Here is a 23,176-nt window from a genome sequence, read left to right as displayed (position 1 = left end):
AATGTACTGAGTTCAACGTTTTATCGAGACCAAAATTATTATCAGAGGAAAGCACTTGCAAATTTGCCAAGCTAGGTCTACAATGGGTCTAGTCTATGCACAATTTTGTCACATCTTAGTTGAAAATGTTGAATGAAGGTGCAGCTCTTACAGTCACTGAAGGGGTGGAATTTGGATGATTAGTCAACTTTCTTGGAAAGTTGGGGGGCAACAAGGGGAAGGTATCGAGAGTACAGGTGAAATCTTCTCGATGGCAATGAACCGCATGGGGTATCATTTGTACAGTTACCGTCACTTTTCTTCCCGTATCAAAGGTGGACACACCAATAACAAAATTCGCGTAAGTACAAAACCGATGCGTGCAATTTCCGACGATCTGGACATTCTCGTAGCCTTTGACCAGGAAACGATTGATCTTAACGCACACGAATTGCGCGAAGGCGGAATTGTAATCGCTGACGCGAAGTTTAATCCAAAATTGCCGGAAGGGTTGCCGTCCGTGCGTCTTTTGACTGTACCTCTGACAGAGATCGCTGACGAATTGGGAACTTCCTTGATGAAAAACATGGTTTCCATCGGCGCTTCCAGCTCGATTTTGGGAATACCTGTCGAAAATTATCGCAACATTGTTGAAGATATGTTCCTCCGCAAAGGGGAAAAAGTGGTTGAAAAGAATATGGAAGCGATCCGCAGAGGGTTCGACTTTGTCAATGAATTGACAGGGGGCAATCTGCCAGAATTCCAATTGGAAAAAGCGGATGGCCAAAAACAATTGTTTATGATCGGTAACGATGCGATAGCACTCGGTGCGATTGCCGGCGGCGTGCGTTTTATGCCAGCTTATCCAATAACTCCGGCGTCCGAGATTATGGAATATTTGATTAAAAAGCTGCCGAAATTCGGCGGAACGGTCATTCAGACAGAAGATGAAATCGCTGCCATTACGATGGCGATCGGTGCAAACTACGGTGGGGTGCGGGCTCTGACTGCCTCCGCAGGCCCTGGTTTATCCTTGATGATGGAAGCGATCGGCTTGGCGGGTATTACGGAAACACCAGTTGTGATCGTCGATACACAACGCGGCGGTCCATCTACCGGTATGCCAACCAAACAAGAACAGTCCGACTTGAACGCCTTGATCAACGGTACCCATGGGGAAATTCCGAAAGTCGTGATGGCGCCAAGCACGGTTGAAGAATGCTTCTATGACACGATTGAAGCGCTCAATATCGCTGAAGAATACCAAGTGCCGGTCATTTTGGCGACAGACTTGACGCTTTCTTTGGGCAAACAAACGGTTACGCCGTTTGACTTCAGCAAAGTGGAAATTCGCCGCGGTAAGCTGTTGCTTGGTCAAGAACTTCCCGAACGCGAACAAAACGATTTGTTCAAACGATATGAAGTCACGGAAGACGGGGTTTCGCCGCGTGTCGTACCTGGCCAAAAATATGGTTTGCACCATGTGACCGGGGTTGAACACCAACCGAGCGGAAATCCTTCCGAAAGTCCGGTTAACCGGAAACAACAAATGGATAAGCGGATGCGCAAGCTGGATGGACTAGTCCAAAAATTCCCAAATCCCGTTCTTTTCGATGCGCCGCACAGCGAACCCGATGTGCTGATCGTGGGCGTTAACTCCACTGGCGGTACGATTCAAGAAGCAAAAGAACGTTTGGAAAAAGAAGGCTTGAAAGTGAACCATGCGCAAATCCGGTTGATCCATCCTTTCCCAACCGAGGTGATCAAACCTTATGTGGAAAAGGCGACAAAAGTAATTACGGTCGAAAACAACGCAACAGGTCAAATCGCAAATCTGCTCAAACTGCATGTGGGTCATGCTGAAAAAATTGAGTCAGTTTTGAAATATGACGGAAATCCTTTCCTGCCGAAAGAAATCTATACTGAGGTTAAGGGGCTGATTAAACATGGCGACTATGAAAGAGTTTCGAAATAACATCAAGCCAAACTGGTGCCCTGGTTGCGGTGACTTTTCCGTACAAGCTGCCATCCAACGTGCGGCTGCCAATGTAGGTCTTGAACCAGAACAACTGGCTGTTGTTTCCGGTATCGGTTGTTCCGGCCGTATTTCCGGTTACATCAACTGCTATGGTTTCCACGGTGTGCACGGCCGTGCCTTGCCAATTGCACAAGGGCTGAAAATGGCGAACCGTGAATTGACAGTCATCGCTGCCGGCGGTGACGGTGATGGATTTGCCATCGGGATGGGGCATACTGTCCATGCGATCCGCCGCAATATGAACATCACCTATATCGTGATGGATAACCAAATCTATGGCTTGACCAAAGGACAAACATCGCCGCGGTCCCAAACCGGATTTGTGACCAAATCGACACCGGGCGGTTCTATTGAATCCGCGATTTCGCCGGTAGAATTGGCGCTTTCCGTTGGTGCTACCTTTGTAGCCCAATCTTTCTCCAGTGATCTGAAAGGTTTGACCGAATTGATCGAAAAAGGGATCAAACATGAAGGTTTCTCCCTGATCAATGTGTTCAGTCCTTGTGTCACCTATAACAAAGTAAACACGTACGATTGGTTTAAAGAAAATATCGTTCAGGTTGATTCGATCGAAGGCTACGATCCGCACGATCGCGTCAAAGCAATGTCTTATTCGATGCAATATAAAGGATTGCTCAATGGACTGATCTATCAAAACACAGAGCAAAAATCTTACGAACAATTGGTGCCTGGCTTCAAAGAAGAAGGTCTTGTCAAACAAGATTTGCGCTTGAGTGAAGAAGATTTCGCCAAATTGGTTAAAGAATTTGCTTAATCAACATCAAACAAAAAACCTCTCCAATCGGAGAGGTTTTTTTGCGGTCAGCGCAGTTGCTGCTTCCACTCGTTCCATTGTTGCCAAAACAGCACGAACAACAGAAGGCCAACGAGCTGTCCGAACAGCGGATACAGGAAGTGAACCAAGGAGCCGAATCCGACGAAGCTGATGCTGTAACAAATCAGCAGGATCACCAGAATAATCACGCTCTGCGGGAGCGGCAGCAGGCTCTTCACCTGCTGTTTCAGTGCGAACACATTGGCAACGAGCGATGAAAAGATTTCCGCATAGACGACGAGGGAGAAGAGGAGACTGAATCCATGTCCCAAATTTTGCAAAAGAAAAATCATCGGCATTTCCAGGTGCTGCAACAAAGAGAGATTGGGACTGATGGAAAAGAAGGCCAGCAGCAACAAAGCGCCGATTCCCAATCCGCCAAGCAGTCCGCCCCATATTAGCGGTTTCACATCGCTGCAGCGCTTGCCGATTGGCGCCAAAATTCCTTGCGTCAGCGAAACGTTTAAGGCGACATAATATAGCGGGGAGGTTAGCCAGACCCAAGGCTCTTTAATCAAAATGATCGCTTGTGCCGGCTCTTGCATTTGACTGTTCCAAAAAACGAGAAAGGTGAAACTGATGAGGATGGGAACAAAAATACTGTTTACCGAGTGGATGGCGTTCAACCCTTTGGTGGTCACCAAAAAGATCATGAGCATACTGAACCAGATGCCGATTTGTGCCGGCAAATGCAACGATTCACTGAAAAGCGAACCGGCGGCCGCCAGCATCACCGAGGTGGTACCGATGGTGATCGTGACGAGCAAAAAATTAAACAACGTTCCTACCGTTTTCCCAAACAGGTACAGATTCAATTCGTGAAACGAATCGGCCTGTATGCGATGAGCGACCAACATAACCCGTGTGCCTGCCCAGACAAACAGCAGAGCGGCCAAAATGATTCCAATGAGTCCTTGCGTGCCATATTGTGCAAAAAACTCGATAATCTCTTTTCCAGAGGCAAAACCGGCGCCTACTACTGTTCCGATATATGTAAAAGCGATTTGAAAGGTTTCTTTTACAGACTTCTGCATGATTAACCTCCTGTCCCAACTTATTCCCATCTTATGACCAGGAACGCCAAATATGCGTTTCACCGTGTTCCGGGTTGCCAAGGTTAGTGGGGCAAGCTGCGGATTTGCCAGATCGCGTTAACCGTTTTACAGTAGAAGGTAGGGTAGTACAGTAAGTAAATGGAGGATATTGCAATGTTGCCAAATGTTTTGGAAGTAGCGAGAAGATTGATCAGGGAGAGGGTGGTGACAGGAGAAACCGTCGTGGACGCAACGATGGGCAACGGCAATGATACGTTGTTTCTTGCCCAGCTTGTCGGAAAAAATGGGCGTGTCATCGCTTATGACATACAGAAGGAAGCTGTGGAAAGAACGCGGTTGCGTTTGGAGCAGGAGGGTGTCCTCGAATGGGTTGACCTGCAATTAGCCAGCCATGAGTTGATGGGACAGCTCGGCCAACAGGTCGGAGCGATCATGTTTAATCTCGGTTATTTGCCAGGCGGAGACAAAGCGGTCACGACGACAGCGGACAGCACGATTCGCGCGATTGAAGCGGGCCTGTCCATTCTTCGTCCGGGCGGCATCATGACGATTGTGGTCTATTGGGGACATGCGGCCGGCCAAAGCGAAAAGGAGGCTGTTGAACGGTATTGCCAGTCGCTTGCGCAGAGCGAATTTTTGGCACTGCATTATCAGTATGTCAACCAGCAAAATCAGGCGCCCTTTTTGCTGGCCATTGAACGGCGGCAGTAACCGGCCCCGTATAGGTAATTGCGTATACGCATCTGTGCAAAAATAGGCAGTCCAATCAGTTGGCCCCCTCATACCTTATGGGTAGAACTTGATTTTTACCAAGTTAAGAGGGGATCAATGTGAAAAGGATCGGCATCATGCTGGATTGGCAAATCGTACAAAAAGCCAAAGACGGGAAGCAGTCGTACGAACAATTGCCATATTATGTGGAAATCGGAAAAGAACTGGGGCTCGAGCCTGTTTTTTTTCACCCTCGCCATGTCAATCTTCACTCGGATACAGTAATCGGCCACTTTTGGAACGGCAGACGATTGGTCAGCAGTAAGGTTCCGATTCCAAAAGTCATTCATAACCGAGTACTCAGCGGTGATCCCGCAACGCGCAAAATGATTCGAGAACTCGGCCGTTCGCGAAAAGTGTTCAATGGCATCGTCGTCAGGGATAAACTGAAGGTGCACAAAATGCTGTGGGACAATTACTTGGTGCGGCCTTATCTGCCCCAGACCGTTGCCTTTCAGCCACGCGCGCTGGAACGCTTTCTTTCCACCTATCCGGTCATCTATGTCAAACCGGCAGTAGGTTCGGTGGGAGAGGGCGTGGTCCGCATTGAACCGGCCGGGAAGCAGTACTGGCTGATTAGTTCGGGAATGAAAAAAGTATTGCCAAAAAGCAGGTTGCTTCGGGAATTGGAACGTTGGGTGGGCAGCCGGCGCTTTATCATTCAAGAGGCGGTTCCTCTCGCCTGTTACCGCGGAAGCACGTTTGACATTCGCGTCTCCGTGCAAAAAAATGGCGAACGAAAATGGGGCGTATCCGGGATGGTCGCCAAGGTAGCCAACCCCAATAACCGCTTGAGCAATCTGGCCAGAGGCGGCATGGCCGTTTCGATCAACGCCGTGTTTTCCAGCCTGTTTCCCGAAGAGAAAGCAAACCGGGTAAAGGCGCTGCTCAGTCATGCCGCGGTGGAAATTGCCAAACAGTACGAAAAGTTCTTTCCTTCTTTGGCGGACCTCGGTCTGGATATGGGAATCGATAAACACGGAGCTCCGTATTTAATTGAAATCAATGTACGGGATCAGCGTTACTCGTTCTACAAAGCAGGTGAAGTCGAGATGTTCAAGCGTACGTATCAACGGCCGATGGAATACGCCAAAAGCTTTCTGAAATGAGCTTGCTCGAAAGAGGTTGGTGCAAGTGCAGAAACAACGCCGGGCTTCACAGCTGGCTGCGGCGTTGTACTGCTATGATATGCGGAATTGAGCATGTTGATCTAGCGAACCTTTACAATTGGCGAAAATGCCGGTACACGAGGGCCAGAACGGATTTTCGCGTGAGAATTCCTTGAAAGACGCCTTCCTCATCCTCGATGCAGAGAAAAGGATAATTAATGGAAAGCTCCAGTGCTTTCAGGAACGATTCATTTCCTTTCATCCGGGGGATTTTTCGGTTCATCACATCTTCTACGACGAGATGATCGAGTTTTTCATATTCGAAGCGTTCAATCCCCAGGATTTTATCCAAAATCATCGTTGTGCTGATCTGGCCTTGAATGCGATAAGCGTGATCCAGGACAGGTATGGCTGAATATCCGGACTTGATTAATACAAGCAATGCGTGTTCAAGGGAATTTCCTAATTGTACATGTGCTACTTTGGTCGATGCGATAACCAGTTCTTTGATTTGAGTTTGCAAGAAATTGGAATCCTGTTCCATTCAGCATCACCTCTACCATTATCATACCGTATGGACGAATCAATGAATAGTAAAAAGCGTTGTTGCGACACAGCTATACAAGTGATAGAATAATTTCTAAAATTTCAACAAATGAGGTTGCAATCATGGGCAGAGTACAAATCGAAGATATTGTGAGAGCAAATCAAGCGCTGAAAGATGTCGTCGTCAGAACGCCATTGCAAAAAAATGAAATCCTGTCCCAACGCTACCATTGTAATGTTTACCTCAAGCGTGAAGACTTGCAAATCGTACGGTCATTTAAAATTCGTGGAGCTTACCACTTCATTCAAAGTTTATCGGAACAGGAGCGCCAAAGAGGTGTCGTTTGCGCCAGTGCAGGCAACCATGCCCAAGGCGTCGCCTTCTCCTGTAAGCATATGGGGATTCATGGGAAAATATTTATGCCGACGACAACCCCTCGGCAAAAAGTATCTCAGGTGAGCTTGTACGGGGGAGAGTTCGTGGAGATCGTTCTGACGGGCGATACTTTCGACGATTCTTACCATCAAGCCAAAGCGTACGGTGAACGGGAAGGCATGGTCTTTATCCACCCGTTTGATGATTATCGGACGATTGTGGGACAAGGCACATTGGGCATGGAAATTATGAATGATTCGTTGGAACCGGTTGATTTCGTCTTTGCCGGCATTGGCGGAGGCGGTCTGGCAGCGGGAGTCGGTTCGTGTGTGAAAAGCATCAGCCCGTCAACCAAAGTGATCGGAGTGGAACCGGCAGGTGCTCCCGGGATGAAGGAATCGATCAGCAAAGATGAAGTCGTCGTCCTGCATGACATCGACAAATTTGTTGACGGTGCTGCCGTCAAGCAAGTCGGGCAATTGACTTTTGAGATTTGCAAGGAAATTTTGGACGAGATCATTGTCGTTCCGGAAGGGAAAGTCTGTACGACGATTTTGGAACTGTACAACGAAAGCGCGATCGTTGTCGAACCAGCAGGTGCGTTGACTGTTGCCGCCCTGGATTTATATCGCGAGCAAATTCGCGACAAAACGGTTGTTTGCGTGATCAGCGGCGGTAACAACGATATTGAGCGAATGCAGGAGATCAAGGAACGTTCGCTGATTTATGAAGGGCTTAAGCATTATTTTATTGTCAACTTTCCTCAGCGGGCCGGCGCTTTGCGCGAATTTTTGGACGAGGTGTTAGGGCCCAACGATGACATTACCCGCTTTGAGTACACGAAGAAAAACAATAAGGAAAACGGCCCGGCGCTGGTGGGGATCGAATTGAAACATCAGGAAGACTATTTCCCGTTAATGGAGCGGATGAACAAAAAGGGGTTTCATTATATCGAAATAAACAAAGATCCGGATTTGTTCAATCTGCTAATTTAAGGATGATCTGTTGAAAAAGATTGCTGGAACGCTTCTGTCGAAACGATGGAGGCGTTTTTCTGTCTGGCAGCGGCGAGCGGCTTTTGTTCCGCCCAAAGCAGTATTACGCTCATCTCGTTCCGGCTTGTTTGCACGGGAATGAAAAAATGCCCGGCGGTTAAGCCGGGCAAGTAATCGAGGTGTGGAACAAATGTCCCTTATATATAGTATGCTTAAACTCAAGTTTAATTACATTAGGTTTTTGTAGGAAACAGGTACAGAGACTGCGGTGTGACAAGTTATCGCAAAGCGAGTGACCAGTCCGCTCCCGTCATTTCATCCGCCTGAAAAGCGAACAATCCCAGACGTTCCTGGAGATGCGCCCGCGCTTGCTCAAACGCCTGAAGAGGAAGGGAAAAAGGAACTTGCTCAATCGGCCACGCGTGTTGCAGGGAGCGAAACAAGCGGGCTTTTACTTCCTCGACGGAAAAGGGAAGCGGGGAAGTTTCTTGCAAACTCCCGGCGGTCGAACCATCGATCGCGGGAATCGGCTTGTTTTTGTCCATTTCAGCCAAACCGGCGAACTGGTAAAATTGTTCCATCAGCGGTCCCCGCGGCTGATCCGTGACATTGATGCACAGCTGCAGAATTGAGCCGTGCCGCGTCCGGCGTTGCGCCATGCCGCCAATTTTTTTGCCGTTTATCGAAAAATCATATTCGCCCGCACAATAGGAGCCGGTTACCTCTCCAAACCGTATATCGCCAAAATCGGCGAGTCCGATCGTCAGCATCTGTTGAACGAGTTGAAAAAAATGATCGATGGCGATCGTTGTATCCGGCAAGTGAATGGCAAGGTTCAGTACACCGCTGTCCAGCGGAACACAAGCGCCCCCGGATGAACGCAGCACCGCGCCATAGCCGAGTTTGGCATAATAGCGCAGAGCTTCTGCCAATTTCGGCAATTTTGCGTCGCGTCGCCCTAAAAAAAACGCTTTATCATAAATCCACAGATGAATCAGCGGACAGGCGTGAGGCAACCCCATCTGATTGGCGAACGCTTCATCAAAAGCGAGCGGCACCATGGGGCTGGAAGTGTGAGTCCCCGAATCCATCCAGCGGAATTTCAATGGCTGAGCAAATGACATAACGATGCTCCTTCCTTCTGACGACAATCGGTTTTTATTATATCATTTGGCGGATACGATTTTCCACGAGGAATGAACGCGCCAGAGTGGAGGAACATTGATTTGGACAGCCGCTTTCCCGCAAGCAAACAACGACCGTCCCGGCGAAGGAACGGTCGTTTGCTGCTGATTACAATTCTTTAAAGGTAAAGTTGTCGAAATAGGTGATTCGTTGCGGGAGGTGTTCGATCGCTTCTCTTTGCAGATAGAGACCGAGTTCATCCTCATCCAAATCCTGATTTTTTTGTTCCAAAACGAACACGCCATTCACATACACTTTAAAGTCATCGTCGCGCACTTCGATGCGGATCTGATTGCTGCTGCGCAGCTGATAGGAATGGGTGGCGATGATTTTTACGTCATCTTTGTCCGAATCGGTGACTTTGCCGACATTGATTTTGTCTTTCGTCAGGAATACGACTGTGGCGTCGTCGCCATCGCCGTTAAAATACAGTCCGCCCAGTCCATTGGTGCCTTGCGCGATGAGATCCACCTGCAGCTGATAATTTTCGGGCTTATCGCTCTGGTCATAATCGAGCGGCAAGAAGAAATGTTCGGCATCGTCATCTGCGGAGAAAGCGGTAACGCGCCCATTGATGACTTGCCAACGGGCATTCGCCGCATCGCGATCCCACTTGCTTAACTGATTGTCAGAGAAATTGTCGCTGATCGACAGAGCGGCCGGCTTCGGAGACGGGAAAACGACTTTTTCGCCATTATCGTTCTTGTCATCATCGTCATCATCGCGCTCCAAAATCGCACGATACAACAAGGAAGCAGCCTCAGCGCGAGTAATCGGGTCTTGCGGACGGAAATATCCGTTGTAACCTTTGATCAAATCCTGATCGACGGCGATGGCAATGTAGGAGCGCAGATTATCGGAAATTTTGGAACGGTCTTTGAAATCGTCCAGATCATCGAGATCGGCTTTCTTGGTACGGTCGTAACCCAACAGTCTGACCAGCGCTACGGCAATATCTTCACGGACGGCCTCGTCATTTGGTTTGTAGGTGTATCGGGAGCCCGATTTGTAACCGGTCAGGTAAGGCTTTGCCGATTCTACATACGGGAAGGCCCAGTGGCTCCGCGGCACATCCTGGAACGTTTGCGCCAGATTGCGGGAAATATCGAGCTCGGCAGCCGCCACCATAATCTTGGCAAATTCTGCCCGGGTAATTTGGCTGTTCGGCCGGAACTTTCCATTATAACCTTCAATAATCCCTTTCTGAGCCATATAACTGATTTCTTTATACGCCCAGAAATTGGTGGGCACATCTGAAAAGCGGGGAGCCGCCTGCGCAAACGGAAGCGCGGTGAAGATTAAACAAATGGCCAGCAAGATGGGAATCAGTTTCCTCATAAATTACCTCCTGTTCCTAATTTTGCTTTTTTTGTTTTCCTTACACTATGACGGTGTATCCTCCCGGAAGGTTGCAACAATCGCGGTCATTTCTTAAAAATAGATGAAAAGACATATAAAGCAGCGAGCATTGGTGAGCCATTTGTCACAGAATGCAAAACTTTCACTGGAAATTTGTGTTTTTCTTCGGTAAATGAATAGGCTCTATGTTATAATATTTTTTTGTAATAGCTTAAAAATGAAACTTCTTGAGGTGAACGATACATGACGACAAAACACGAGGCGACACCGGACTTAAAATCCGTCAAGTCCCCGAAAACAACGGCTGATTTTGCCAAATATTTTCAGCCGCCCAGCTTAAAGGAAGCAAAAAAACGGGGCAAGGAAGATGTCAAAGTATTGTACGATTTTTCGATACCTGACGATATGAAGGAGATCGGCAAAGGCCGGCATTACCTGATTCGCACGTATGGCTGCCAAATGAACGAACATGATTCGGAAACAATGGCCGGTATTTTGGAACAGATGGGCTATACCGCAACGGAAGATGAACTGCAAGCAGATGTAATCCTGTTCAACACGTGCGCCATTCGCGAAAACGCCGAAGACAAGGTGTTTGGCGAATTGGGTCATATGAAACATCTGAAAAATAACAACCCGAATCTGATCTTGGGTGTGTGCGGCTGCATGTCTCAAGAAGAGAAGGTTGTTAATAAGATATTGTCGAGCTACCACCAAGTAGACCTGATTTTTGGTACCCACAACATTCACCGCTTGCCTGTGCTGTTGCGCGACGCAATGTTCAGCAAAGAAATGGTGATTGAAGTATGGTCCAAAGAAGGGGACATCATTGAAAACATGCCCAAAATGCGCGAAGGCAACATTAAGGCATGGGTGAACATTATGTACGGTTGCGACAAGTTTTGCACCTACTGCATCGTCCCTTATACGCGCGGAAAAGAACGCAGCCGCCGTCCGGAAGATGTGATTGCAGAAGTGCGCGATCTGGCTCGCCAAGGTTATAAGGAAATTATGCTGCTCGGGCAAAACGTGAACGCTTACGGCAAAGACCTGACCGATATCAAATATGGTCTTGGCGATTTGATGGATGAATTGCGCAAAATCGACATTCCGCGCATTCGCTTCACCACCAGCCATCCTCGCGATTTTGACGACCATTTGATCGAAGTGCTGGCCAAAGGCGGCAATCTGGTGGAACAAATCCATTTGCCTGTCCAGTCCGGCAGCAGCGAAGTGCTGAAGAGAATGGCGCGCAAATATACCCGTGAACAATATCTGGAATTGGTTCGCAAAATCAAGGCTGCGATTCCAAACGCCGCGTTGACGACCGATATTATCGTCGGGTTCCCTGGAGAGACGGAAGAACAATTCCAGGAAACGCTCTCGCTCGTCGAGGAAGTCGGGTATGATTCCGCTTATACTTTCATGTATTCGCCGCGTGCGGGCACTCCGGCTGCGGAGATGGCTGATTCCGTACCGGAAGAAGTGAAGAAAGACCGTTTGCACCGCTTAATGGAAGTGACCAATCGTTGGAGCCGGGAGAAAAATCTGGCGATGCAAGGACAAACGGTGGAAGTGCTGTTTGAAGGAGAAAGCAAAACCAATCCGGAAGTGTTGGCGGGCCGTACACGCACTGGCAAGCTCGTACACGTCAAAGCTGACCACTCTCTGATCGGGCAACTGGTCGATGTGCGCATTACCGATGCGAAAACATGGACACTCTGGGGTGAAATCGTAACCAAAGTCGAGGTGTAAACAATGGAGCAAAGCAAATTGTATACAGATCAGGATATTCTCAACAAAGCCCGTGAATTGGCCAACATGATCGCCAACACGAAAGAAGTGGATTTTTTCAAACGGGCCGAACAACAAATTAAGCACAATCAACGGGTCCAGGAACTAATCAGCCAAATCAAGCAAAAACAGAAACAGTTGGTGATGTTTGAATCCATTCAAAAACCGGAATTGGCCAAAAAGGTGGAAGACGAATACAATCAACTGCAGAATGAACTGGACAGCATTCCGTTGGTGGAAGAATTCAAGCAATCGCAAGTGGATGTGAATGACTTGCTGCAAATGGTGACACATGTGATCACCAACACCGTATCCGAACGGATCATCCTGGATACAGGCGGCAACCCGTTGACAGGTGAAACCGGCGGCGGGCTGAAAAAAGATGGAGATGGTTGCTGCTCCCTCTGAGGATCGTGCTGTGGACCAAAGCAAAGGCTCTGCTCGGCAATTTGTTGCCGTGAAGCAGAGCCTTTCGCTTTTGCGAAGTTTTTCCCAATTCCGCCTCTGGGTTTTTGCACCCTAGTCGAACGCCCTGCATACAAATGTACAGAAACGTTGTATGGAGGAGGTAACGAAATGTCGGGTACAGAAAAAGACCTACAGTGCCGGGAACTCATCGCGAAAGCTGTTTGTGGTAAAGGTCACAAATTCACCCAAACCACCCATGTGATTATACCGTCGCATACTCCTTCGACGATCCTCGGATGCTGGATTATAAACACAAACTTCCAGGCAGAGAAAGTCGGAGACGCCGTTGAAGTTTCCGGTACCTATGATGTAAACCTGTGGTTTTCGTTTGCAAACAACACGCAAACTGAAGTGAAACGGGAGACGGTGGACTTCTCGGTTTTTGTTCCGCTTTCCTTTTTTGACAAAAACAGCCGTGGTGATCTGGAAATCGTCGCGCATGCCATTGAGCAGCCGAAATGCGTTCGCGCCGAATTAACCAGCGGCGGTGAAGTCAGAGTGAAAGTAGAAAGCGAGTTTGCGGTTGAGGTCATTGGGGAAACAAAAGTTTGCGTAGTCGTCTGCTCGAGCTGTGACGACAAGGAGTTTGCGTTTGAAGTGGAAGACTTCGAGAGTGATGAAGAATTTGGCGACTTTGAGTCTGCCGATTTGCTGGATAACGATTTGAATTAAGAGGAGAGTCTCCATCTCCTCTTTTTCTTCTTTATTCACATACCGTCTCGGTCATGCAAGCTTTTTTCGGGCAAAGTGTCTTATGACGATAACGTTACAGGGAGGCCAGACGATGACGGTTCACTCTCCCTTTATCAAAGCAACGAAAACGACGGCTTGGCGGCAGACTGACCAGACCCTGCAGTGGCTGAGGCTGCAGGGCATCCCTGTCTTGTCGGCTAAAGATCAACAAATGTTGGCCGGACAGTTGCGGTTGTACCAATGCTGGTTAGATCAAGCGCAACTGCTGCGCATGGAACAGGCGGAAGAGCGCGGCGATTGGCTGCAGCATCCGTTGGCTGACCGCACTTTCAGGCCGATAACCAGCGAGGCCGACAATCCCGAGCACCGCCTGGTCAAACATTTGGCGGTACGCTCCCTCTACGGGTTGGGACTGAACAGCGGCCGGGTGGTGCTGGCTGCCTTTTCGATTCATCGGGTCAAAGTATTGCAGGTACAGGCGTTCGATCCGGAGCAGGAACAGCGCGATTTTATTCGGGAAGCGCGGGAGGAGCTGCGAGCCCGGCTGGAAGCCAGTCGGCAGGCAGAAATCGTGTTGGGAGCCGATCCGGAATTCGCTCTGCGGCAGCGTTCGGGAGAGATGGCACTCGCCTCGGATTATTTTGGCAAACGGGGGAAGGTTGGCTGTGATTCGACCCGCTATCGGGAGGAATTGGCGTTAAACCAATGGCCGTTGGTTGAGATCAGACCAGACCCCAGTCCTGATCCGGCAGAGTTGACGAGCCGCATCGAGGAGGCATTGCAGTTGGCCGCGGCGAGGATCGACAAGCGAGAGGTAGAATGGTTGGCAGGCGGAATGCCGTTTGCCGGTTACCCGACAGGCGGTCATATTCATTTCAGCGGGATTCCGCTGCATTTCGGGCTGCTCCGCCAATTGGATGCGTACTTGGCTGTGCCGCTCGTGCTGGCAGAAGATGAAGGATGCCGCAGGCGCAGACCGCGTTATGGCTTTCTCGGCGACGTGCGGGAAAAGGATTACGGCGGATTCGAGTACCGCACTTTGCCAAGCTGGCTCGTCTCGCCGCTGATTACGAGCGGGGTGCTGAGCCTGGCCAAGCTCGTAGCCACCCATTGGCGAAGTTTGCCGGCCGTTCGTTTGCAAGGCAGGCTGCTGATCGCTTATTACCGGGGACGAAAGGAAATGCTGCGTCCGCTCGTCTTGCAACTGTGGGCGGCGCTGAAACAGCTTCCTGATTACGCTCGGTATGCATCCGTTCTAAACCGCTATTTCGACTATCTTTTGTCGGGCGAAGTCTGGCCGGTGGAACGGGATTTCCGCCCCCATTGGGGACTGTGAAGATTCGGTTGGGGGAATGTGGAGAGAGTGTCGCATTCCCCCACTTCCATGCGATCCGTGCTATAATGGACAAAGAATTGGCGAACTAGGAGACGTTGTAACATGACTCAATATACCCCTATGATCCAACAGTATCTGGCGATCAAGCGCGATTATCCGGATACTTTCTTGTTTTTTCGCTTGGGCGATTTTTATGAACTGTTTTTTGAGGATGCGATCAAAGCATCCCGTGAACTGGAAATTACCTTGACCGGACGCGAAGGCGGAGGGGATGAACGCATTCCAATGTGCGGCGTCCCGCATCATTCGGCCGACAATTATATCGCGGAATTGTTAAAAAAAGGCTATAAAGTGGCGGTTTGCGAACAGGTAGAAGATCCGAAGGCAGCCAAAGGCGTCGTTCGGCGGGAAGTGACTCGGGTGATCACCCCGGGCACGATGATGGAAGGCAAATGGCTGAGTGACAAGGAAAACAATTATATGGTGGCAGTCGCGGAAATGGAAGGAACGGCCGGTTTGGCCGCTTGCGATCTCAGCACCGGCGAAATGTATGTGACAGCATTGTGGGGGCAGACGGCAGCGATTGTGGATGAAGCTCTGCATTACCGGCCGAAGGAATTGATTTTGTCCGGCATCGATTTTTCGCAGGAAGCGACGGGAGTCCCGACTACATATGTGCAGCTTGAAGCGGTCGATCCATCGGCTGTTGACCGGCAGTATGGGGAGCAGGCGACGGAACTGAACGCTGCGATGCGGGCGGCTGTCAATGCTTTATTGCACTACATCGGAACGACGCAGATGCGCAGTCTCGCGCATCTCCGCCTGTTAAAACCGTATGATGCAAAACAATATTTGCAATTGGATCCGTTCAGCCGACGCAATCTGGAACTGACCGAAACGATTCGCGACAAGAGCAAAAAGGGCTCTTTGCTCTGGCTGCTGGATCGGACAGAGACGGCGATGGGCGGCCGTTTGCTGCGCCGCTGGATCGAACGCCCCTTGCTCAATCAGCGTGAACTGGAACAACGGCTGGATGCGGTCGAACATTTAAAGGCTGACCTGATCCTGCGCAGCGAGCTGCGGAGTTGCCTGCACGAGGTTTATGACCTGGAACGGTTGGCGGGCCGGGTATCCTACGGCAATGCAAACGCCCGCGATTTGACGCAGTTGCGGCTCTCCCTGGAGATGGTTCCGCAGTTGAAACAAAGATTGTTGGCATCCGGTTCCGCCATTTTGGCAAAATTGGCGGAACAAATGGATGAGTGCGAAGATATTGCCGTCTTTCTCAAAGGAGCGCTTGTTGAAGATCCGCCGATTTCGGTGCGGGAGGGCGGCTTGATCCGGCCTGGCTATGATGAATACTTGGACAAGCTGCGGACGGCCAGCCGGGAAGGAAAAACATGGATTGCCCAGCTGGAACAGGCGGAGCGGGAAGCGACGGGAATTCGCTCGCTCAAGGTTGGGTATAACAAAGTGTTCGGTTACTACATTGAAATATCCCGGGCCAATTTGTCCGCCGTGCCACAAGGACGTTATGAGCGAAAGCAGACGCTGGCCAACGCCGAGCGCTTCATTACACCGGAATTAAAAGAAAAAGAAGCCTTGATCCTGGAAGCGGAAGAGCGAATGGTCGAGCTGGAATACCAATTGTTCAGCAAAATCCGCAGCGAAGTGGCTCAGCATATTTCCCGCTTGCAAAGTTTGGCCGAACAAGTGGCGGCCGTTGACGTTCTGCAGGCATTTGCGACGGTCAGCGATGAGCGCGGCTATGTTCGTCCGCAGCTGGTGACCAGCGGAGAATGCATTATCCGCGACGGGCGGCATCCCGTTGTCGAAGCAGTGCTTGACCGGGATAAATATGTGGCCAATGATGTGGAGATGGATCAACAGTCGCGGCAAATCTTGCTGATCACCGGACCGAATATGGCCGGGAAGAGCACTTACATGAGACAGGTAGCCTTGCTCACGATCATGGCGCAAATCGGCTGTTTTGTCCCGGCCCGCGAAGCGCGGATTTCGCTCGTCGACCAGATTTTCACGCGCATCGGAGCGGCCGATGATCTGGTTGGCGGACACAGTACGTTTATGGTGGAAATGCTTGAAACGAAACACGCCCTGCAAAAAGCGACCGCGCAAAGCCTAATTTTGCTGGATGAAATCGGCCGGGGCACGTCGACGTACGATGGTATGGCATTGGCACAGGCCGTTATCGAATATATCCGTGAAAAAATCGGGGCAAAAACGCTTTTTTCCACGCACTATCACGAATTGACCGATTTGGAACAGCAGATTGCCGGAATCGTCAATGTGAACGCCCGTTGTGAAGAAAGAGAGGGCCGCCTGCTGTTCCTGCATAAAATCGATCCCGGTCGGGCGGATAAAAGCTACGGGATTCATGTCGCCGAATTGGCCGAGATGCCTGCACAGGTCATTGAGCGGGCCCGGGACATTTTGCGTGCGCTCGAAGGCGATGCCGAGCAGCGGAAACCGCTCGTGGAACAGATCAGCTTTGACACCGTTTGGACAGCGCCGCCGGTTCGCCAGGCGGAACCAGTGGCTGAAGCTTTGCCGTCACCATCGGAACCATCCTTTGCCGATTCGCTCTTGGCCGAATTAAAAGAGCTGGATTTAAATCTGATGACGCCGATGGATGCGTTGATCAAGCTGAATGACTGGAAAAAAAAGCTGAGAGAACAGAAAGGATAAACCATATCACCAAATCAGGAGAGGAGGGGGAGAATGGGAAAAATCCGCATTCTGGAGGAGCAGTTAACCAACATGATTGCCGCTGGTGAAGTGGTGGAACGGCCGGCATCGGTTGTCAAGGAATTGATCGAAAACGCCGTAGATGCCGACGCGCGGCGAATTGAGATTGAGGTGGAGGAAGGCGGCCTGCAGTTGATTCGCGTCGTTGACGATGGCCACGGCATGGACCGGGACGATTGCCGGGCGGCATTTGAACGGCATGCCACCAGCAAAATCCAGACAACGCGCGACCTGTTTCACCTGCGAACGCTCGGCTTTCGCGGGGAAGCTTTGCCCAGTATTGCTTCCGTGGCAAAGGTGGAGCTGGTCAGTTCGCTGGCTAGCGGTCAGGTAGGCACCAGAATCAAGGTGGAAGGCGGCCGGATCGCACAGATCGAAGACGCCGCCCGCGTCAAAGGGACGGAAATTTGCGTGCGCGACCTGTTTTATAACACACCGGCGCGTTTGAAATATATGAAGTCGCTGGCGACCGAGATCGGACACATTTCCGATTATGTGAATCGACTGGCGCTCACCTATCCGCACATTGCCTTTACGTTGCTGCACAATGGCAAAACATTGCTGCAAACATCGGGTGACGGCAAGTTGCTGCATGTCATGGCGGCCATTTACGGCGTCCAGGTGGCCAAGTTGCTGCTGCCGATTCAAGGGGAAACCCTTGACTATACATGGAGCGGCTTTTTGTCCAAGACCGAGGTTACCCGTGCCAACCGTTCTTATTTGTCCACCTTGGTCAATGGCCGTTACATTCGCAACTATGCCTTGCACAATGCGATTATGCGCGGTTACCATACACTGCTGCCGGTGGGCCGTTACCCGATCGTGGTGCTGCAAATCGAGATGGACCCGACATTGGTCGATGTGAATGTCCATCCTGCCAAGTTGGAAGTGCGGTTCAGCAAGGAAGAGGAGCTGTGCCGCGCCATCGAGCAATCGGTTCAATCGACGCTGCGGGAGAGGCTGGCAGTCGTTCAGCCGCTGCGCGCTGAGAGAAGCAAAACCTTGACGCAAAAGGTGCTGCAACCGCAATTTGACTGGCAACCGGCACGTCAGTCAAGCGATACGGCAACAGGAGCGAGCATTCGCCAGTGGCTGCAGCCGCCAGGCGAACCATCCGCGGCAGAATTGCCGCTCGCAAGCGCTGAAGCAGAAGCAGCGACCAGCGGGAAAATGTGGCTCGATGCTGCGCCAACGATAATCGACCGGCCCGCCCCGGAGCAATTGCCGCTTTCCGGCCAAGAAGAAGCGGAGCGCGACAGGCGGCAAGAGTGGACCGGCCAGCCTTCCCTGCGAGAAGCCGCCCTGCCGTATGCGCCAACGCCAACGGAAGCTGCCGCTTGGCCCCGGCAGGGAGCGGAAGGAGCGCAGGAGCAACAGCAGTCAACGGAAACAGAACCGAACCGCGAAGCCGTGCCGTTGCTGTTTCCGGTAGGACAGGTGCATGGAACTTATATTGTCGCGCAAAACGATACGGGTATGTACCTGATCGATCAGCACGCCGCTCAGGAGCGGATTTTTTATGAGTTGTTTATGCGCAAGCTTCGGGAGCAAAGCGTGGCCAGTCAGATCATGCTTTTTCCCCATACGATCGAATGTACGGTAGCAGAGGCGGAACGATTGCAAAAGCGCTTGCCCGTGTTGCAATCGTTTGGGTTGGAGATTGAGGCGTTCGGCGCGCGGACTTTTATCGTCCGTGCCCATCCGCACTGGTTTCCCGAAGGCAGTGAACTGGAAATAATGGAAGAGCTGATTCAATTTGTCCTCGAGGCAAGCGAGGCGGAGCAGGCGGACGTGGTTTTGATGCGGGAAAAAGCGGCCATCCTCATGGCTTGCAAGGCGTCGATCAAAGCAAACCGGTTTTTGACTTTTGCGGAAATGGAAAGCTTGCTAAATACGCTGCGGGAGACAAGCAGCCCGTTTACATGTCCCCACGGCCGACCGATTATTTTGCACTTTTCCACCTACGACTTGGAGAAAATGTTTAAGCGAACCAATTAGCGGCACAAAATTTGTTGTATGAAATGGGGAAAGCCTAATGGAAATTGCCAGCTTGGATCACTTAGTGTTAACGGTAAAAGATATCACCGTCACAACGCGATTTTACGAGCAGGTCATGGGCATGAAGGTTGTCAAATCATCAGCAGGGCGCTACGCGTTGCATTTTGGCCAGCAAAAGATCAACCTGCATTTGCATGGCCAGGAGTTTGAGCCGAAAGCCAATCATCCGGTTCCGGGTTCCGCTGATCTTTGCTTTATTACCACCACACCGCTTGAAGAGGTCGTCGCTCATTTGAATCGCTGCGGCGTGCCGGTGATTGAAGGGCCGATTCAGCGTACCGGAGCGTTGGGTCCGATCGTCTCCGTCTATTTCCGCGATCCGGATCAAAATTTGCTGGAAGTTTCGCATTATCTGGAATAAAAAAAAATCGATGGCTTCCAGGAGCAAGTCGTTTGCTTTTTCCATTATTTTATAGTATAAGTATTTCTATTGTTTGAAGTCTGCCGAATGGAAAGCTTGTTGCCTGACAGGTGAGCTGCGTGCAGGCAAGTTTTTCAGGGGGGAAATGACGATTGATTGTCACCACAAGCATGGGAGTGAATGAACAGATTCGGGCACATGCGCGACAACTGGCGGAGAAGCTTGGTGTGCCGTTGGTCGAGCGAGCAGAACGGTCATTAAACGAGTTGCGGCGGATGTACCAGACGGAGCAAGTCGTTGTTGTGACGGGCAAGGGTGCAAGATTGGAGGCATCCGGAAAACAGCCGCTCTTTTTTCACCCCAATACCGCCGCTTTTCGTATAAAGCGGCTGGAGCGCGGCGATACTGATATTATGCTCTCTGTTTGCCAAATTCAACCAGGTGATCATATACTGGACGCCACGCTTGGTTTGGGCGCAGATGCGATCGTTTTTGCGCATGCCGCAGGAACAAGCGGCCGCGTGGTTGGAGTTGAGTCGCAGCCATTGATCGCATTGCTGGTGGAAGACGGGCTCCGCCATTGGTTGAGCGACTCTCCTGCGCTAAACGCAGCAATGCGCCGGATTGAAGTGGTCCGGCAAGATCATTTGACCTATTTGCGCCAGTTGCCGCGAAAATCGTTTGATGTCGTCTATCTCGATCCGATGTTTGCAGAGACGGTCGACGCCTCCAAAGGGATCGAGGGCATTCGCGAATATGCCAATGTGCGTTCCCTTCAGACAGAAGTGATTGAGGAAGCGCTTCAGGTGGCAAGAAGGCGGGTTGTCCTGAAAGAGGGAAAGACGGGCAAGCTGCACAAACAATTTGGGTTTACGCTATACCGCAAGCGCGCCCATCAGGTGATCTACAGTTACAGGGAGCCGATTGGAGGGGAGTGACATGGAACCGAAAGAAAAACTGGTTGTGATTGTGGGACCGACCGCTGTCGGAAAAACGGAGTTGAGTCTGATGCTGGCACATCGAACAGCAGGCGAAATTATCTCCGGCGACTCCATGCAGGTCTACCGCGAAATGAATATCGGCACCGCGAAAGCGACAGCCGAAGAGCGAGCCGTGGTTCCACACCATTTAATTGACATTATCGATCCGGATGAAGACTATTCTGTCGCCGTATTTCAATCGATGGCGACGAGGCTCATCAGTGAAATCAATCAACGAGGACACCTTCCGATGATCGTTGGAGGGACAGGTCTCTACATAGAATCGGTAACACACAGCTTCCAGTTTGCCCAAACGTCCCACGATCCGAACTTGCGCGAACGGTTGCAAAAAATGGCCGAGACGGAAGGCGTCGAGGCGCTTCACCAAAGGCTGCAGGCAATTGACCCTGTCACCGCCGATCGGCTCCATCCGAATGATGTCAAACGGGTGATTCGGGCGATTGAAATCTACGAATTGACCGGGTATAAAATGGCCGATTACCAGCACCGGGCCAAACATTCCCCATACGATTTGCTGATGATCGGCCTGACCATGGACAGAGCTTTGCTTTATGAGCGGATCAATCAGCGGGTCGATAAAATGGTGGAGCAAGGTTTGGTGGAAGAAGTGAGACAGCTGCTGGATAAAGGGTACAGCCCTTCGCTCATCTCCATGCAAGGGTTGGGCTACAAGGAGCTCGTTCCGTATTTGTACGGGGAAGTCTCTTTGGAAAAAGCGATAAATGACATTAAACAGCGCACGCGTCACTTTGCCAAACGGCAACTGTCCTGGTTTCGGCGAATGCCGGAAATCGAGTGGTACGATTTGAGCGAAAAAGCCAACCGTGCAGAAGTGTTTGAAACAATTGCAACCAGAGTGGCAGGAAAGTTTCGCCAAATAGCGAATATATAACTTACAAGTCCTTTTAGGGGGTATTGTTCATGAAACAGACGATCAACATCCAGGATACATTTTTGAACCACTTGCGGAAAGAAAATATTGCCGTTACCATCTATCTGGTGAATGGTTTTCAGTTGAGGGGGTTTATCAAAGCGTTTGATAACTTCACAATTGTCATAGACAGCGAGGGAAAACAACAGCTTGTGTATAAACACGCCATCTCTACGTTTACCCCGCAGCGGCCTGTTTCTCTGATGCCAGCAGAGAATAGCCAACAATAAGCACACGACGAAGCCGGGATGATTGAATCCGGGCTTTTTCATTTAGGAGAGGAAATCATAGCTTTGCGGGGGCTGCTGATTTGGGTATTGAGTAAGCGGCTCCTGATTCGTATGTAAACGTAAGCCTGTCCAGTTGTATCCTTCGTCCACCCGACATATGGTGTAAGGAAGCCGAAAATACTCCGTTGGCTTCCTTCCTTTTTATGCCCGCCTCAGCTGTTGTGGAGATTTTGCCCAAGGAAAAAGAGCAGGTTTTCATGGCAACTGAGTATACTTTGATAAGATGGTGGAGGTGGATGAGCAGGATGAAGCAAACGGGAAACCCAAAAATGCAGGAGACAGGGGATACGTCACAGGCTTCAAATCGTATTCAAGTGATCTTCAACCGTCCGATCAGCGTCAAGCAACCCACTTCATTGGCAGACATGGTGAAGGCGACAGCTGATGCGAATTTGGCCGCCTTGTTTGAAGAACTGGAAGAACTGGTGGGCTTGCAGGAAGCCAAAAAAACAATTTATGAAATATTCGCTTTGTTGCGCGTGAACAAACAGCGGGAAAAGCATCAATTGAAAACGGAAAAACAAGTCTTGCATATGGTGTTCAAAGGCAATCCGGGAACGGGCAAGACAACGGTTGCCCGTATCGTCGGCAGGATCTTCAAAGAAGTGGGCATACTGACAAAAGGGCATTTGATCGAAGTGGAGCGAGCCGATCTGGTCGGGGAATTTATCGGGCATACCGCTCAAAAAACCCGCGATTTGATCAAAAAAGCGATGGGTGGCGTCTTATTCATCGATGAAGCATATTCGTTGGCTCGCGGCGGAGAAAAAGATTTTGGCAAGGAAGCAATCGATTGTTTGACAAAAGCACTGGAAGATTCCGGGAATGATTTTATCTGTATTATCGCCGGATACAATGACGAAATGGAGCAATTTCTCGATTTGAACCCCGGTCTGCCTTCCCGGTTCCCCATCCAAATCCAGTTTCAAAATTACGACGTGGAGCAACTGTTGGAAATCGCCAAGATTATGGCCAAAAGCAAAGAGTATGAACTGGCCCCGGAAGCGTTGGAAAAAATCAGGCGGAAACTGTTTGCGTTGCTGCATGATCCGTTTTATGACAATTTCAGCAACGCCCGTTATATCCGAAATATCATTGAAAAAGCGATCCGCTTGCAGGCGGTCCGATTGCTGAAAATGGAAAGCCCCAAGTTAGGCGACTTGCTGACCCTAAAGGAAGAAGACTTTTCCTTTTTGTTTGAAAGCAAACAGACAGGAGAATAAAAGTGCA

Annotated in this window: 20 protein-coding genes; 16 read left to right on the top strand and 4 right to left on the bottom strand. The window is 50.3% G+C overall.

What is annotated here, in order from left to right; genetic code table 11:
* Nucleotides 1-175 precede the first annotated feature (175 nt).
* Together JOD01_RS10540 and JOD01_RS10535 are read left to right on the top strand one after the other, a co-directional pair.
* Nucleotides 176-1,954: a 2-oxoacid:acceptor oxidoreductase subunit alpha gene (locus tag JOD01_RS10540; RefSeq protein WP_204518281.1), complete on the top strand. Its 1,779-nt coding sequence runs from the start codon at nt 176-178 to the stop codon at nt 1,952-1,954.
* Nucleotides 1,926-2,792 (top strand): 2-oxoacid:ferredoxin oxidoreductase subunit beta, encoded by an 867-nt coding sequence (locus JOD01_RS10535; protein WP_204518280.1) that lies wholly within the window; start codon nt 1,926-1,928, stop codon nt 2,790-2,792. Before JOD01_RS10540 ends, JOD01_RS10535 begins: the two co-directional genes overlap by 29 nt.
* A gap of 47 nt (nt 2,793-2,839) precedes the next feature.
* On the opposite strand, the gene JOD01_RS10530 is transcribed toward JOD01_RS10535, so the two are convergent.
* Entirely contained in the window at nt 2,840-3,886 is a 1,047-nt protein-coding gene (locus JOD01_RS10530; protein ID WP_204518279.1) for a YkvI family membrane protein, read from the bottom strand.
* A 174-nt stretch (nt 3,887-4,060) separates the two neighbouring features.
* Between JOD01_RS10530 and mnmM the strand changes: the two genes are divergently transcribed.
* Together mnmM and JOD01_RS10520 are read left to right on the top strand one after the other, a co-directional pair.
* Nucleotides 4,061-4,618 (top strand): tRNA 5-(aminomethyl)-2-thiouridylate-methyltransferase MnmM, encoded by a 558-nt coding sequence (mnmM, locus tag JOD01_RS10525; protein WP_204518278.1) that lies wholly within the window; start codon nt 4,061-4,063, stop codon nt 4,616-4,618.
* A gap of 119 nt (nt 4,619-4,737) precedes the next feature.
* Nucleotides 4,738-5,787 (top strand): YheC/YheD family protein, encoded by a 1,050-nt coding sequence (locus JOD01_RS10520; protein ID WP_204518277.1) that lies wholly within the window; start codon nt 4,738-4,740, stop codon nt 5,785-5,787.
* A 112-nt stretch (nt 5,788-5,899) separates the two neighbouring features.
* On the opposite strand, the gene cbpB is transcribed toward JOD01_RS10520, so the two are convergent.
* The gene (cbpB, locus tag JOD01_RS10515) at nt 5,900-6,331 is read right to left on the bottom strand and encodes a cyclic-di-AMP-binding protein CbpB (RefSeq protein ID WP_204518276.1); all 432 of its coding nucleotides are present in this window, start codon (nt 6,329-6,331) and stop codon (nt 5,900-5,902) included.
* A gap of 125 nt (nt 6,332-6,456) precedes the next feature.
* On the opposite strand from cbpB, the gene ilvA reads away from it, so the two are divergent.
* Nucleotides 6,457-7,704: a threonine ammonia-lyase IlvA gene (gene ilvA, locus JOD01_RS10510; protein ID WP_204518275.1), complete on the top strand. Its 1,248-nt coding sequence runs from the start codon at nt 6,457-6,459 to the stop codon at nt 7,702-7,704.
* A gap of 278 nt (nt 7,705-7,982) precedes the next feature.
* Here the strand turns inward: ilvA and JOD01_RS10505 are convergent, their stop codons facing one another.
* Both JOD01_RS10505 and JOD01_RS10500 read right to left on the bottom strand, forming a co-directional pair.
* Nucleotides 7,983-8,828 (bottom strand): lipoyl protein ligase domain-containing protein, encoded by an 846-nt coding sequence (locus JOD01_RS10505; protein WP_204518274.1) that lies wholly within the window; start codon nt 8,826-8,828, stop codon nt 7,983-7,985.
* A gap of 169 nt (nt 8,829-8,997) precedes the next feature.
* Nucleotides 8,998-10,227 (bottom strand): S-layer homology domain-containing protein, encoded by a 1,230-nt coding sequence (locus JOD01_RS10500; RefSeq protein WP_204518273.1) that lies wholly within the window; start codon nt 10,225-10,227, stop codon nt 8,998-9,000.
* Nucleotides 10,228-10,491: 264 nt separating this feature from the next.
* On the opposite strand from JOD01_RS10500, the gene miaB reads away from it, so the two are divergent.
* The 11 genes from miaB to JOD01_RS10445 all read left to right on the top strand — a co-directional run bounded on the left by miaB (nt 10,492) and on the right by JOD01_RS10445 (nt 23,169).
* The gene (gene miaB, locus JOD01_RS10495; RefSeq protein WP_204518272.1) at nt 10,492-12,003 is read left to right on the top strand and encodes a tRNA (N6-isopentenyl adenosine(37)-C2)-methylthiotransferase MiaB; all 1,512 of its coding nucleotides are present in this window, start codon (nt 10,492-10,494) and stop codon (nt 12,001-12,003) included.
* Between the two features lie 3 nt (nt 12,004-12,006).
* Nucleotides 12,007-12,450 (top strand): YlbF/YmcA family competence regulator, encoded by a 444-nt coding sequence (locus JOD01_RS10490; RefSeq protein ID WP_204518271.1) that lies wholly within the window; start codon nt 12,007-12,009, stop codon nt 12,448-12,450.
* 168 nt (nt 12,451-12,618) lie between these two features.
* A complete protein-coding gene (cotE, locus tag JOD01_RS10485) occupies nt 12,619-13,182 on the top strand; it encodes an outer spore coat protein CotE (protein WP_204518270.1) in 564 nt (187 codons plus the stop codon).
* 112 nt (nt 13,183-13,294) lie between these two features.
* Complete coding sequence (locus JOD01_RS10480; RefSeq protein WP_204518269.1) at nt 13,295-14,539, top strand: putative amidoligase domain-containing protein; 1,245 nt, start codon at nt 13,295-13,297, stop codon at nt 14,537-14,539.
* 102 nt (nt 14,540-14,641) lie between these two features.
* Nucleotides 14,642-17,245 (top strand): DNA mismatch repair protein MutS, encoded by a 2,604-nt coding sequence (gene mutS / locus JOD01_RS10475; protein WP_204518268.1) that lies wholly within the window; start codon nt 14,642-14,644, stop codon nt 17,243-17,245.
* A 33-nt stretch (nt 17,246-17,278) separates the two neighbouring features.
* Nucleotides 17,279-19,303 carry a DNA mismatch repair endonuclease MutL gene (gene mutL, locus JOD01_RS10470; RefSeq protein ID WP_204518267.1) on the top strand — a complete coding sequence of 675 codons (2,025 nt, stop codon included), beginning with the start codon at nt 17,279-17,281 and terminating at the stop codon, nt 19,301-19,303.
* Nucleotides 19,304-19,340: 37 nt separating this feature from the next.
* On the top strand, nt 19,341-19,724 hold the full coding sequence (locus JOD01_RS10465) for a VOC family protein (RefSeq protein WP_204518266.1): 384 nt from the start codon (nt 19,341-19,343) through the stop codon (nt 19,722-19,724).
* 152 nt (nt 19,725-19,876) lie between these two features.
* Complete coding sequence (locus JOD01_RS10460) at nt 19,877-20,662, top strand: class I SAM-dependent methyltransferase (protein WP_204518265.1); 786 nt, start codon at nt 19,877-19,879, stop codon at nt 20,660-20,662.
* Nucleotide 20,663: 1 nt separating this feature from the next.
* A complete protein-coding gene (gene miaA, locus JOD01_RS10455) occupies nt 20,664-21,617 on the top strand; it encodes a tRNA (adenosine(37)-N6)-dimethylallyltransferase MiaA (RefSeq protein WP_204518264.1) in 954 nt (317 codons plus the stop codon).
* A 29-nt stretch (nt 21,618-21,646) separates the two neighbouring features.
* Nucleotides 21,647-21,886 carry an RNA chaperone Hfq gene (gene hfq, locus JOD01_RS10450; protein ID WP_204518263.1) on the top strand — a complete coding sequence of 80 codons (240 nt, stop codon included), beginning with the start codon at nt 21,647-21,649 and terminating at the stop codon, nt 21,884-21,886.
* 305 nt (nt 21,887-22,191) lie between these two features.
* Complete coding sequence (locus JOD01_RS10445) at nt 22,192-23,169, top strand: AAA family ATPase (RefSeq protein ID WP_204518262.1); 978 nt, start codon at nt 22,192-22,194, stop codon at nt 23,167-23,169.
* The last annotated feature ends 7 nt before the right edge of the window (nt 23,170-23,176 follow it).

It is taken from the genome of Brevibacillus fulvus (assembly GCF_016908525.1).
Lineage (GTDB): Bacteria > Bacillota > Bacilli > Brevibacillales > Brevibacillaceae > Brevibacillus_G > Brevibacillus_G fulvus.
This window is presented reverse-complemented; position numbering and strand designations above follow the sequence as displayed.